This is a genomic window from Nocardia rhizosphaerae (assembly GCF_042650365.1).
Classification (GTDB): domain Bacteria; phylum Actinomycetota; class Actinomycetes; order Mycobacteriales; family Mycobacteriaceae; genus Nocardia; species Nocardia rhizosphaerae.
Genome location: NZ_JBHSBA010000015.1, coordinates 279,937 through 294,699, shown reverse-complemented (window position 1 = coordinate 294,699; position 14,763 = coordinate 279,937). Strand labels below are relative to the sequence as shown.

General features: G+C 70.5%; 2 protein-coding genes. Both read right to left on the bottom strand.

Features of this window, described 5'->3' with window-relative positions; translation table 11 throughout:
* Positions 1-8 precede the first annotated feature (8 nt).
* Positions 9-4,931, bottom strand: coding sequence for a thioester reductase domain-containing protein (locus ACFOW8_RS23515; protein WP_378553616.1), 4,923 nt, complete (start codon positions 4,929-4,931; stop codon positions 9-11).
* Positions 4,921-14,490, bottom strand: a complete 9,570-nt coding sequence (locus ACFOW8_RS23510; protein ID WP_378553615.1) for a beta-ketoacyl synthase N-terminal-like domain-containing protein — start codon at positions 14,488-14,490, stop codon at positions 4,921-4,923. Before ACFOW8_RS23510 ends, ACFOW8_RS23515 begins: the two co-directional genes overlap by 11 nt.
* Positions 14,491-14,763: the final 273 nt, after the last annotated feature.

Below are 14,763 nucleotides of genomic sequence, written 5' to 3'. Positions count from 1 at the left end.
GGGTCGGGTCAGCGCTGCGTGGGTGCGGGGACGAAGCCCGCGGCGACGAACGCGTCGAGGTAGCGATGGATCAGTGCCCGGTCCAGTGGTGGGCAGACGATGCCGAGTGGCTCCAGGATCGATCTGGTCAGGGCGGACTCGGAGAACGGGAGCCGGACGTCGTCGACCGACTCGTGCAGGAACGGGGTGAGCCCGACCAGGGCCATGGTGCCGGCGCGACGGTTCACGACCCGCTCCCGCCACTGGTCGAACGGCATTGCGGTACAGGGGAAGCCGTACTCGGCGAGGTGGTCGAACAGCTCGGTCCAGCCGAGCTGCTGCGGGTGGACAAGGTGGTAGGTGCCGCCGATCGCGGCCTCGGCGCGGGTCAGCGCGACGATGCCGCGGGCGACGTAGTCGATGGGGGCAGGCTGCAGCGGCATCGGCGCGCTGATCGGCGCGATCGCTGCCTCGACGCAGCCCTTGATCATGAGGCTCAGATGGTCTTGCCGGTTGAACGCGCCGGTGGCGCTGTCACCACCGGTGTTGATCCGGTGGATGGTGGTCGGGACGCCACGCTCGTACGCGATCCTGACCAGCTTCTCGGCCACCCACTTCGACTGCGCGTAGCCGACGGCGAGCGGCCCGCTGGTGTCGAGTTCCGCTGTCTCGGTGACGGTTTCGGCCGTGTAGCTACGGGAGGAGAACACACCGACGGTGGAGATGAAATGGACCGGCCGCGGCGCCGCGAGGGTGGCCAGGCGCAAGACCTCGACCGTCCCGTCGACATTCGCCGACGCGAGCCCGTCGTAGGGATAGGTCCACTTGACCATGCCGCCGCAGTGCAGAATCTGCCCGATCATGCCGTGGACGGCGGTGAACGCCGCGTCGGACAGACCGAACCGCGGCTGGGCGAGATCACCGACCAGCGGGACGATCCGGTCCCGATGAGTGGTGGCGTCGAGACCGTATTTGGTCAGGTTGGCGACGATGCGCTCGCCCGCGTGGAGCTCATCGTCGGCGCGGACCAGGCAGATGACGAGGTCATCGGTGGTGGTGAGTAGTTCGTCGAGCAGATGGGCGCCGACGAACCCGGTGGCGCCGGTGAGCAGGGTCGCGGCCGGGGCATCGGGGTCGGTAGGCCCGGTCGCGGTGATCTCCGGGGGCAGCTGCGCCTTGGCCGACATCTGGTCGACGGTCATGATCCGGGACCGGCCCCGGCGCCGGGTCGGCGCACTCGCCGCCGATGGTGCGTCCGGCTCGCGAACCTGCGGTGCGGTGGGGAACTGGTCGGCGATCCATCCGGCCAGCCCGTCGAGGCTGCCCGCGTCGAACATCGTCTCGGTGTCGAGCTCGAGGGAGAACCCGTACTCGACACGGTCCTTCAGCTCGATGAGCATCAGCGAGTCGAGGCGTTCGACCAGCGATTCGGTGGGTGCGAAAGTGTCTTCGGAATTCTTGGTGATCCCGGCCAGCGCCGCGCGCAGGAACCCGAGTGTGCGGGCGACGCGTTCGGTGCGGGCGAGGCGGGCGAGTTCGCCGGTGTCCATTCTTGGTTTCGCGACCGCGGGCGCGTCGCCGGTGTGCACCGCCGCCGCCATCCGGTCCAGCATCGCGGGACCGACCTGGGCGAACGACACTCCTTCGAGGTAGCCGAGTGCGGTGCCGTCGGCGTCGTACAGCACCACATCACCGACGATCTGCCCGTTCGGCCCGGTCTCCGCTCGCGCGGTCGCCCGCACCTGGCCGGTGGGCGTGCTCGTGCGCATCGCCATTCGCCGGTATCCGGTGCCGAGCCGCAATGGGCGATCCGGGCTCGGCGCCGCGCCCGGATCGTCGGCGGCGAGCGCGACCAGCTGGACCGCCGCGTCGAGCAGCAGCAGCTCGGGCCGGACGCCGGCCGCGACTCCGCGAGTGCCGGGGCCGGGCGGGGTGAAGGTGGCCGTGGCATGACCGAGCCCGCCCCGCGCGTCGTCGATGAGCTGGAAGCTCGGGCCGAGCCGGAACCGCGGGTGCCAGAAGTCGGCGTAGAACGCGGTCGTGTCGAAGGTTCGTGTCGGCCGGGCGGGATCGGGTTCGCCGAGGCGGGGAAGCCGAACAGACGACGTGTCCACCACCGCGGAGACAGCGGCGGTGACGTGCTGATGCCATCCACCGTCGGTGCCTCGGCTGTACACCGCGACAGTGCTGTCACCGCCGGTTCCGGTGACCGAGATCTGCACGGTGGCGACCGCCGCCGGCCGCAGGACCAGCGGCCGGTGCAGCTGCAAGGAGTCGATGCCGACGTCGGCGCCGAGCTGCTGCGCGCCCACGCGCAGGATCAGCTCGATGAAGACCACACCGGGGACGACATATTCGCCGTGGACGAGGTGCTCGACCAGGAAGGGCAGGTTCGCGACGGACAACGTCGTCTCGGCGACGAGCCCGCCGGTGGCGAGGGCGGTGAAACGCGGGCACAGGGGCCGCTCGGACAGCACGGGCGTCTGCGCCGACCCGATCGGCCAATAGCGTTGCCGCTGGAAAGGATAGGTGGGCAAGCCGACCGGTCGTGCGGGCCGCGCGGTGGCCACCCGCCAGTCGATCGCGGCGCCGGCACACCACACCGTCGCGACGGCGGCGGCCAGCGCGCGGGCCGGATCGGCACCGTCGAGCGAGGCGACGTGCACTCTCTCGCCGCCGGTCGGCCGGGTCGCGGCGCCCAGATCGATCACCAGGGTCGGTTCCTCGACGATCGCGCCGATGGAAGGCTGGTCGGATCCGGCGGGAGCGGGATCGAGTGCTGCCCAGAAAGCAGGGCTGGTGAAATGCGCGGGATCGAGCCCGGGCCGGTCTGCCAGCACGAGGTCGACCGCCGGTGGACGGAGTTCGAGCGCGGCGGTGTCCGGATCCGTGGCACGGCCGTCGACCAGTCGCGCGCCGTCGGCGACGGAGAACACCCCGGCGACGGCGCCCGCCGCGTATTCGCCGATCCCGGATCCGATCACCAGTTCCGGTTCGATTCCCCTGGCCCGCCACCAGGCGCCGAGCGCGACCGAGATCAGGTAGCAGGCGAGTCGGTCGACGTCCGGTTCGGCGATCCGCCTGCGGTGTTCGGCGGTATCACTGAGCAGCACCTCCAGCGGGAACCCGGTCGCCTCGGCGACACTGTCGGCGGCGGCGGTGGCCGCCGGATCGTGTCCGTAGACGCCGCCGAGCACCCCGGCCCGGTGACCGGGTCCGTCGGCGATGTTGAACGCGATACGTGGTGGCGCGTCGGTGCGACGACCACTCAGCACCGCGGAGCCCGGTTCGCCCGCCGCCACCGCGCGCAGGCCCGCGAGCAGCTCGGTCCGCGTCGCCGCGACCACGGCGGTGCGCTCTGGCAGATCCGCGCGACCGGTATCGGCGGTCCATGCCACCTCCGCCGGACCGAGCTCGGCGTGCCGGTCGAGGAAGCCGGCCAGCAGCCGCGCTGAGTCGGCGACCGCGGCCTCGGTGTTCCCGGCGAGCTTGACCACCACCGGTTTCGGCGTGCTCGACACCGGACGTGGTTCGGCCGGTGCGGGCGCGGCGGCCAGCACGGCATGGGCGTTGGTTCCGCCGAAGCCGAAGGACGAGACTCCGGCGATGCGCTCGTCGCCGGTCCAGCCCGTCGATTCGGCCACGACCCGCACGGGCAGACTCGCCCAGTCCACGTGCGGATTGAGCGCGACCAGATTGCGCTGTGCCGGGATCATGGCCCGATCCATGATCAGCGCCGTCTTGATCAGCCCCGCGATCCCGGCCGCCGCCTCCAGATGCCCGATGTTCGTCTTCACCGAGCCGATCACGACGGGATCGTCCATCGGCCTGCCCGCACCGAGCACCGCGGCCAGTGCCCGCACCTCGATCGGATCACCGAGTGGTGTTCCGGTGCCGTGCGCCTCGACGTAGCCGACCTCGCCGCCGGTCACCCCGGCGCGACGCAACGCGGCCCGGACGACCTCCTGCTGCGCGCGGCCGTTCGGCACGGTGATGCCGGCCGAGCGGCCGTCCTGATTGACTGCGGTGCCCTTGACCACGGCCAGAATCCGGTCGCCGTCGGACACGGCCGCCGACACCCGTTTCAGGACGACCACACCGCATCCCTCACCGCGAACATAGCCATCGGCACCGGCGTCGAACGTGCGGCACTGCCCCGACACCGACAGCATGCGCGCCTTCGACAGCGCCATCGTCGTCGCCGGTGACACCATCACGTTCACCCCGCCGACCAGGGCGAGGTCCGACTCGCCCGAACGCAGACTGGCGCACGCCAGATGCAGCGCGACCAGCGACGACGAGCAGGCGGTGTCCACCACGACGCTCGGGCCACCAAGCCCGAGCGCGTAGGACAGCCGATTCGCGCCGAAGTTCGCGGCGTTTCCGGTGGCCGCGTAGGCATCGACACCGCCGAGCCCGGTGGCGGACAGCCCCGCATACGCGTAGTCACTCGGTCCCATCCCGACGAAGACACCGGTGGCCGACCCGCGCAGCGAGTCCGGTGCGATACCGGCGTGCTCGAGCGCGGACCAGCCGACTTCGAGTACCAGCCGGTGCTGCGGGTCCATCGCCTCGGCCTCGCGCGCGGAGATCCCGAAGAGTCCGGCATCGAATGCGGCCACGCTGTCGAGAAACCCGCCGTGCCGCGAGTATGTGCGCCCCGCCGCCGCGGGATCGGGATCGAAGATCGCGTCGAGATCCCATCGATCCGCCGGAACCTCGCAGATCCCGGAACCCGCCGACGCGAGCAGGTCCCAGAACTCGTCGGGGCCGACGACCCCGCCGGGGAACCGGCAACCGATGCCGATGATCGCGATCGGCTCCGTCAGCTGGGCCCGAGCGCGAGCGAGTTCGCGCTTGGTGGAACGCAGTTCGAGGAGCGCGCGGCGGACGATATCTTCCCGGTCGGCGCCGCCGGGTGTCGCGGGACGGTTCAGCGACTCAGTGGTCATGGTCTTCCAGCTCCTGATCCAGCAGTTCGAGTAGTTCGTCGGCCGACAGCGGGGCCAGTTCGTCGTCCCCGGTCGGCACCGGCCGGTCGCCGACCTGGTCGGCGCCGTACCCGAGCAGCTCGGTGAGCAGATAGTCACCCAGCGCGGTGATCGTCGGATGCTCGAACACGGCGGTCGCCGGGACCTCGACCCCGAGCAGCGTGTCCAGGCGCCGCTTCAGCGCGACACTGGTCAGCGAATCCATTCCCACGGTGAAGAATCCGAGGTCGGGGTCGATGCGGCGGGCCGGGTCGTGGCCGAGCACGGTGGCGACCTCACGTTGCAACGCGGCCGTCAGCTGCCGGCCGCGGGCCGCCGCCGAGGCCGCCTCGGCGAGGCCGGCGGCGAATTCGGTCCGCGATGCCGGATCGGTGCCGCCTGTCGTGAAGTCGGCGAGCAGGGGCCTGCGGCGTTTCGCTTCGAGCACCGGCTTGAACTGGGACCAGTCCACCGGGGCCACCGTGAGCTGGGCCCGGTCGGTGCCGAGCAGGCGGTCGAGGGCATCGAAGGCGAGGGTGTCGGGCAGCGCAGCCAGTCCCATCGACCGGAAGTAGTCGTCGTGGTGGGCGCCCATGTGGCTGTCGGCGAACCATCCCCAGTTCACCGCGTAGGTCGGCGCACCAGCTCGGCTACGCCGATGCGCGGTCATGTCCAAGTAGTAGTTCGCGGCAGCGTAGTGCCCGGCCAATGCCGAACCCCACACCGAAGAGCCGGACGAGTACAGCAGCAGGAAGTCCAGCTCTGCATCGGCGCCGACCGTTTCGATGATCCGGGTGCCGGTTACCTTGGCGGTCAGCGCCTCGGCGAACGTCGGCCAGTCGAGTGCGCCGATCGGCGCGGGAGTGAATGCGCCCGCAGCGTGCACGACTCCGCCGATCGGTGACCACGACCGCCCCGGATCGAACATGGACGCCATGTCCGTCTCGTCGGCGACGTCGGCGACCGGTGTATGCACGGTCACGCCTCGGCGCCGCAACCGTTCGATGGTGGCCAGCACCCGACTGGTGTGGGTGCCGGAGGGCGCCGACGCGGGCAGCTCGGATCTGCCGAGCAGAATCAGCTCACGCGCCCCTCGCCCGGCCAGCCAGTCGGCGATCCGCAGACCGAGCGTGCCACGGCCACCGGTGATCAGGTACGCGCGATCGTCGGCGATCTCCAGCGGGGGTCGCGCCGGACGCGGCAACTCCACGCGCCGCAGCCGGGCTACCAGTCCGCGGCCCGCACGCACCGCGATCTGGTCCTCACCGTCACCGCCGAGCAGCGCGGCGAGCACCGGCGGTAGCGAATCATCCAGGGGTGCGGCCGGATCGATGTCGATCTGACCGCCCCAGTGATCGGGATGCTCGAGCGCGAGCACCCGTCCCAGCCCCCATACCGGAGCGTGGGCCGCGATGATCGACGCCGCCCCGGCTTCGACCGCACCGCTGGTGAGCAGCCACACCCGAGCTGTCGAGCCGCACCCGACCGCTCCCGTGGTCGCGCCGAGCGCCGCGGCGCACGAGGCGGTGACCGTCTCCTCGAACAATGCCGCGTCCGCCTCGGTCACGACGACGAGAACGCCACCGGCGGGCCGGCATTCGGCGACCAGATCCTCGACCCGGCGGCGGATCAGCTCGCCGTCGACCGGTTCGTCCGACGCGTAGAGCGCCGCCTGGCGCACTGTCGCACCCTGCGCGGCCAGCAGATCGCCGAGGCGTTCCCCGGCCTGCGAGGGCTGGCCGACGATCAGCCAGTCACCGGCTTCGCCCGCTACCGCGACCGGAGTCGTCTCCACCCAGTGCACGTCGTAGAGCTGCTCCCCGAGCAGATCGGGAGCGGCGCCGCGTCGGGGGTCCGCGTCGAGCCAGTGTCGTTGCCGCTGCCAGCGGTAGGTCGGCAGCTCGGCTCGTCGCGAGGTGGCAGGCTGCACGCGGGCGTGGTCGAGGTGGTGTCCGCGCGCGTGCAGCGTGGCGGCGGCTGTGAGCATGCTGTGGCCGACCGGCGTGTCACGGTTCATCGACCCGGCGGTCACGATGTCGGCGCCGTCGAGGCATTGGGTGATGCTGCTGCGCAGCACCGGCTGCGGGCCGATCTCGAGCGCCGTCACCGACGGCGCGCCCGCGCTCGCGGCCAGCAACGCGTCCTGGAACAGCACCGGGCTGGACAGGTTGTCGGCCCAGTACCGGGCGGAATGCCGGAACCCTGGGGGCAGCAGCGCCCCGGTCACCGTCGACGCGCAGGGGATGCGGGGTGACTCGGCCTGGATGGACGCCACCGCGCTGATCAACTGCTCGCGCAGCGGCGTCATCTGGTAGCTGTGGAAGGCGTAGTCGGCTTGAATCCGGGTGGCCAGCAGGCCATCGGCCTTGGCCCGTGTCAGCACGTCCTCGATCGCGGCTCGGGCGCCGGCGAGCACCGTGTTCACCGGGCTGTTGACCGCCGCGACGGAGATCGTGTCGGCCGGCTCCGCGATCAGCGATCGGACGGTGTCGAGCCCGGCTCCGACGACGATCATCGCGCCGTGACCGCGACTGTCGCGCATCGTCCGGCCGCGCGCAACCGCCAGGGTGATCGCCGATTCGAGGGTCAGCGCACCCGCGCAGTACGCGGCGCCGATCTCACCGATGCTGTGTCCGACGATCGCGTCGGGCACCACACCCCATTCCCGCCAGCGTTCGACCAACGCGATCTGCACGGCGACGATCGCAGGCTGGGCGATCTCGGTCCGATCGAGCAGGCAGTGGTCGCCGGTGGCGGTGAGCTGGTCGATCAGCGACCAGCCCGCGAGCCTCTGGATCACCGCGGCACAACGAAGCAACACTGTGCGGGTGGTGTCCTCGGCCAGCAGGGTCGCCCCCATGGCAGGCCACTGCGTCCCCTGACCTCCGAATACGAAGATCAGCCGGGGCGGCGCGCCGATGACGGCGCCCGCCCGCACTGCGCTCCCCTGGCCGGCGAGCTGGTCCGCCAGCCGCTCGGCGGCCTCCCCCGCCGACCGGGCGACGAGCGCGAGCCGGTGCGGATGATGCGGCCGATGGACCGCGGCGGTGCGGGTGATCTCCGCCCAGCTGCCGGACCCGGCGCTGCCCCGCAACCAGTCACGGTAGACCGCGGCGGTCTCGCGCAGCGCGGCGTCGGTGCGCCCGGACAGGACGAGCAGCCCCGGCGCGATCGCCTGATCCACGGGGTCCGCGGCGGCCGCATCGGGTGCCGCCTCGACGACGACATGGGCATTGGTGCCGCTGAAGCCGAACGAGCTCACTCCGGTCAGCGGTGGGGCATCGCCCGGCCAGTCGCGCAGCTCTGTCGGCACCGTGACGTCGAGCCGCTGCCAATCGATGTGGGAGCTGGGTGCCGCGTGGTGCAGTGTCGCCGGGATCTTGCGGTGATACGACATCAGCGCGACCTTGATCAGGCCCGCGATCCCCGCTGCGGCCTCGAGGTGGCCGAGATTGGACTTCGCCGAGCCGACGAGCAGTGGCCGGGCCCGGCTTCCTGTGGGCCGCAGCGCCGCGCACATCGCGTTCATCTCGATCGGATCGCCCAGCGGGGTGCCCGTACCGTGGGCTTCGACGTAGCCGACGTCCTCGGCACGGACCGCGCCGTCGCGCAACGCCGCGGTGATCACGGCGTGCTGGCTGGGTCCGTGCGGGACGGTCAATCCAGCGCTACGCCCGTCCTGGTTGACGGCCGAACCGCGCACGACCGCCCAGACACGGTCACCGGCGGCGCGCGCGTCGGACAGTCGTTTGAGGACGACGACGCCGCAGCCCTCACCGCGACCGTATCCGTCGGCAGCCGCCGAGAACGGCTTGCACCGTCCGTCCGGTGCCAGAGCGTTGAGCTTGGACAGGCTCACGGTCGTCGCGGGTGCCAGCATCAGGTTGACTCCACCGACCAGCGCGGCGTCGGACTCGCCGGTCCGCAGGCTGCGCACTGCCAGGTGCAGGGCGACCAGCGACGAGGAGCAGGCGGTGTCGACCGCCATGCTCGGGCCTTGCAGGCCGAGCAGATACGACAGCCTCCCCGCGGCGACGCTGAACGTGTTGCCGGTGGCCAGGTAGGGATCGATCGCGACGCCCGCTGCCACCGCACGTTGCAGGTAGTCGGTGGTGTTGAGGCCGATGAACACGCCCGTGGCGCTGCCTGCGAGCTGCTCGGGCCGGTACCCGGCGTCGTCGAGCGCCTCGCCCGCCACTTCCAGCAGCAACCGCTGCTGCGGGTCCATGCTGCGGGCTTCGGTCGGGGCGATGCCGAAGGCCTCGGCGTCGAAACCATCGATCGGAACGGTGAGGAAACCGCCGCGCACCGGGTGCGCACCGAGAGCCGCCTGCGGATCGAGCACCTGGTAGTCGTCGACCCGCCATCGCTCGACGGGTACCTCCGACGTGGCGTCAAGTCCTTCGCACAGCAGCCGCCAGTACGCGGCGGGATCGTCGGCGCCGCCAGGGAATCGACAGCCGAGACCCACGATGGCGACAGGTTCGGGACCTGCCGTGGCGGCGGGGAAGACCGGCTCGCCAGGCCCGGTCGCCGGCCGGTGCGCACCATGCTGTGCCAGATAGTCGGCGAGACGCTCGATGCTCGGATGATCGAACACCGCGGTGCTGGGGATCGACAGACCGGTCGCCGTCTCGAGCTGGTTGCGCAACTCCACCACCATCGCGGAGGTGAGCCCGAGGTCGAACAGCCCAGTCGTTGTGCTCAGCCGGGTCGGGTCGGCGATGCCGAGAGCATCGGCGAGATGGGTGCGCAACAGTTCCCGCATTCGCTCGACGGCGATGCCGTCGCTCGCGGGGATGTCGGCCCGTGGGGGTGGTGGTGCGGCGGCGGGTGCCGGAACAGTGGGGAGAACCGGCGTTGCGGCGGTGTCGATCCAGTACCGCCTGCGCTCGAACGGGTACCCCGGCAGGGACACGCGGGGATGGCAGGCCGGGGTCGCCGCGGACCAGTCGACGCGGGCGCCCCTGATCCACAGGTGGGCCAGCGCGCGAGTCAGCGCTCGCTGTGGCTGGTCTTTCGCCGTGCTCGCAATGGTGAACACCGGGCGTCGGCCCGCGGCGCGTTCCACGTGCCGGAGCAGACCGCCGGGTCCGAGCTCGAGCACGACGTCGATCCCGCGTTCGAGCAGCGTATCGAGCGCGGTCTCGAAATCGACGGGGCGCGAGGTGTGTTCGGCCCAGTACCCCGGATCGGTGACCTCGGCGCCGAGCACCGCCCCTGAGGTGTCGGAGATCAGCGCGATGGTCGGCGGGGCGAGCGCGAACCCGCTGAGGACCTCACCCAGCGCGGTGGCCGCGGCCGCCGTGTCGGAGGTGTGGAAGGCGCGGGTCACCGGTAGCTCGATCAGCTCGACGCCCTGCCGCGACAGCGTGTCCGCGGCCCCGGACAACACGTCGGCCTGGCCCGCCAGCACATGGTTGTCCGGCCCGTTGGACACCGCGATGGTGAGGCTTCCATCGGCGACCGGGTCGAGCGCGGCGAGCTGAGCGCGTGGACACTTCGCGACCGTCATCCGTCCCGGGCGCATCAACCGCTCGACCAGGCGCGCGCGTTCCCCGATGATGCGGGCACCGTCGACGACGGAGAAGACCCCGGCGAGTGCCGCCGCGGCGTACGCGCCGACGCTGTGGCCGAGCACGATCTCCGGTTCGATCCCGCGCCTACGCCACCACACCCCGAGTGCGACGGCGACCGCGTACAGCGCGGGTTGCGCGACGGTCGTGTCCCGCAATGCGGCGCGGGACCGGTCCGAACCCTCGACGAGCACCTCCACCGGCACCGCGGTGACCGCGGCGATGTCGTCGACGGTCGCGGTGACCTCGGCGTCGACGCCGTAGATCCCGGCGAGCGCGCCCGCCACGTCCGCACCGTGCCCAGGCACGACGAACGCGACGCGCGGCGCGGTCCCCGGGGCTCGCCTCGGCGCGAATGCCACCGGCTCGGGCTCCCCGTCGGCCAGCGCCCGGCACCCGGCCAGCAGCTGTGCGGTGGTCGCCGCGACGACGGCGGCGCGCTCGGGCAGATCCGCCCGTCCGGTCCCGGCGGCCGCGGCGATCGACGCCGGTGTCAGTTCCGGGTGCCGCACGAGCAACTCGGCGAGGTCATGCGCGACGGTCCGCACGACGTCGGTGGAGCCGGCGGCGAGCTTGACCACGACGTGGCCGACAGCCTCGGCCACGCGCGGCTGCGGCGCGGGCGCGGCACCGAGGACGGCGTGCGCGTTGGTCCCGCCGAATCCGAAGGAGGACACCCCTGCCGTTCGATCGGCACCGGACCAGGCGGTGAGCTCGGTGGTCACGCGCACCGGGATCCGCGACCAGTCGATGTGCGGATTCGGTTCGGACAGGTTCCGATGCGGCGGAATCACGCCACGGTCGAGCACGAGCACGGTCTTGATCAGTCCAGCGATCCCCGCGGCCGCTTCGAGGTGGCCGATGTTGGTCTTGACCGAGCCGATCATCAGTGGCCGCTCCGGCGGCCGGCCGGCCCCGAGCACCGCGGCCAGGGCACGCACCTCGATCGGGTCGCCGAGCGGTGTTCCGGTGCCGTGCGCCTCGACATAGCCCACCTCGGCAGCCGCGACACCGGCCCTGGCCAGCGCCTCGCGAACCACATCCTGCTGGGCCAGGCCGTTGGGGGCGGTCAATCCATTGCTGCGGCCGTCCTGGTTCACCGCCGTGCCCCGGACCACCGCGAGCACCCGGTCACCGTCGGCGAGCGCCGCGGACAACCGCTTCAACACCACCACGCCGCAGCCCTCGCCACGCACATACCCGTCGGCGGCGACGTCGAAGGTCTTGCACTGCCCGGACGCCGACAGCATCCGTCCTTGCGACAGCGCGACCGTCGTCGCCGCCGCTGCCAGGACGTTCACCCCGCCGACCAGCACCAGCTCCGACTCCCCCGACCGCAGGCTCGCGCAGCCGAGGTGCAGCGCGGTCAGCGACGAGGAACATGCCGTGTCCACCACCAGGCTCGGCCCGGCCAGGCCCAGCGCGTACGACACCCGATTCGCCCCGAAGTTCACCGCGTTGCCGGTCGCGCCGTACGCGTCGACCCCCGCCGTGCCGGTCGCGGTCAGGCTGCGCTGGGCGTAGTCGCTCGACGCCATGCCGACGAACACGCCGGTCCGCGAGCCACGCAGCGAGTCCGGCGCGATCCCCGCGTGCTCGAGCGCCGACCAGGACACCTCGAGCATCAGCCGGTGCTGCGGGTCCATGGCGACCGCTTCTCTGGGCGAGATACCGAACAGTCCTGCATCGAAATCGGCGATGTCGGAGACGAAGCCGCCGTGCCGCGAGTAGGTGCGACCGACGGCACCCGGATCCGGGTCGAAGACGTCGTCGAGCGACCAGCGATCGGCGGGCACCTCGACGATTCCCGACGTGCCCGAGGTCAGCAGCTCCCAGAACTCGTCGGCGTCGGATACCCCGCCGGGGAAACGGCAGCCGATGCCGATCACCGCGACCGGCTCGTCGGTCGGGTAGGCCTGTGCCACCGCGTCGGCGACGGTGTGCTCGCCGAGCAGATGATCGGCGAGCGCGTCGATCGACGGGTGTTCCCACAGGGCCGTCGGGGGTAGTCGGCTCCCGGTCGCTGCCGAGATGTCCTGGGCGATCCGCACGCTCTTCACCGAGTCAAGCCCCAGGCTCGCGAACGGCTCGCCGGAGCCGATCGCGGCAGGCGCGCGCCCGAGCTGGGCGGCCACCGCGGAGACGATCGTCGCGATCAGGTCGGCCCGGTCCCCGATGACGCCCGACGCCACGCCGACTCCGCTGTCCGTGGCGGCCGGCGAGTCGCCGTCGGGGCCGATCACTGCGAGCACATCCCGCAGCTCTCCAGCCGCGAACATCGCCCGTGCGGACTTGCGCCGAACCTTGCCGCTGGAAGTCAGCGGTAGTCGCCTGGCCCCGATCAGTACCACCGTGTCGATGGCGAGCGCGTGTTCCTCGGCGACCCTGGCCCGGATCGCCGCGGCGACCTCCGCGGCAAGCGCGGGATCCGCCTCTCGTCCCGAAAGCTCCTGCACCACAACGATCCCGGTGTCACCAACGTCGGCGAACGCCGCGGACCGGCCGCCGAATACAGCCGAATGCGCTGCGCTACTTGATAATTCGATGTCTTGTGGATATATGTTCCGGCCGCGGATGATGATCAGATCGCTGGCCCTGCCGGTGATATAGACCTCGCCGTCGACAACGACACCCAAATCGCCGGTGGCCAGAAATGGTCCGCTACCGTCGGGCAGATACCGGGCGAACGCCTGCTCGGTGGCCTCGGGAAGCTCGAAATATCCTGCGGCGACGCTCGGTCCACGCACCCACAATTCGCCGACCGTCCCGGTCGCGGCAGGCACCGCTGCGGCTCGATCGACAACGACGACGTCGGTTCCCACCGGAACCCGCCCCGAACTGACCAGCGACCGCGCGTCCCTGGCGTCACGTGGAGCCGCGATCCGGCCCTCGGCCAGCGCGTTCACCGAGATCAGCATCGAGATCGGCGCACTCCGGTCGCGAGCACCGGAGACGACCAGCGTGGTCTCGGCCATCCCGTAGCACGGGTAGAAGCTGTCGCCGGAGAAGCCCCGCGCGGCGAACCGGTCGGCGAAATCGTTCAGCACTTCCGCGTCCACCGGTTCCGCGCCGCACAGGGCGTGCGTCCAACTGGACAGATCCAATTTTTCCGCAATTTCCGGTGAGATTCTTTCGACGCACATCCGGTACGCGAAATTGGGGCCCGGACTGTGCGTTGCCCGATATCGAGAAATTGCCTGCAACCACGATTCCGGATTTCGCACGAAAGCCAGTGGCGACAACATGCTGGAGGAACCACCCACATACAGCGGGAATATTATTCCGCCGATGAGCCCCATGTCATGGTAGGGCGGCAACCAGGAAACACAGACACTCTCCGAGGTGGCGTCGAAGCATTCGACCGCCATTTTCGCGTTCGCGATGATGTTTCCATGCGTGACAACCACCCCCTTCGGGTCCGAGGTCGACCCCGAGGTGTACTGCAGGAACGCGGGGAAGTCCGGCGTCGCGACGAACCGCTCCATCGGATCCATCGGCTCGTGATCGGCGAATTCGGCGACCGAGAGCCATCCGAGCCCGTCGGTTTCCGCACCGGCGAACACCGATTCCCGACCGTCGAAGAAGACCTGGTCACAGATCAGCAGTTGGGCGCGGGCCGACGCGATCACGGCGAACAGGCGCGGAACATGGCGGGGCGAGGTCGGCGGATAAGCTGGAACTGGCACTCTACCTGCATATATACACCCGAAGAAGGCATAGACGTAGTCCAGCCCAGGAGCGGCCAGCAGCACGACCCGATCACCGGGCTCGCTGTGCCGTGCGATCGCCGACGCCGCCGCGCGCACCGCACGCCCGAACTCGCCGAAGGTCACTTCGACCGCATCGAAGGTGCCGTCGCCGCGCGGTTCCAGAAATCTATAGGCGATTCGTTCCGCATCCCGCTCCGCGCGCAAGGACATGAGTTCGGTCAGCGTGGACGGATCGTCGTACCCGGAGAATGTCACCAAGGCTCCCAAATGTGAATGCGTCCACGCGCGTTGAATAGATGACCCCCACACGACATATCGCGCGCACTCCCTCGGGCGCATCGAGTGTCGAATCGATCGATAGATCTTCGTCGATTCGGTCAGCTCAGCGTAATGCGGTGAATTGTCGGCCAGCAACGTGATCCAGCGCACTCAGCACCCATTTGGCAAATATATTACTTGAAACTGGACGGCCGGTATAAATCCGGGACAGGATGCGAGCAGGTGAAATACCCGACTAGTATCGGAAAC

Bases quoted from the DNA above. Each gene is read 5' to 3' on its own strand.
- ACFOW8_RS23515 (WP_378553616.1), bottom strand. From the start codon at position 4,931: ATGACCACTGAGTCGCTGAACCGTCCCGCGACACCCGGCGGCGCCGAC.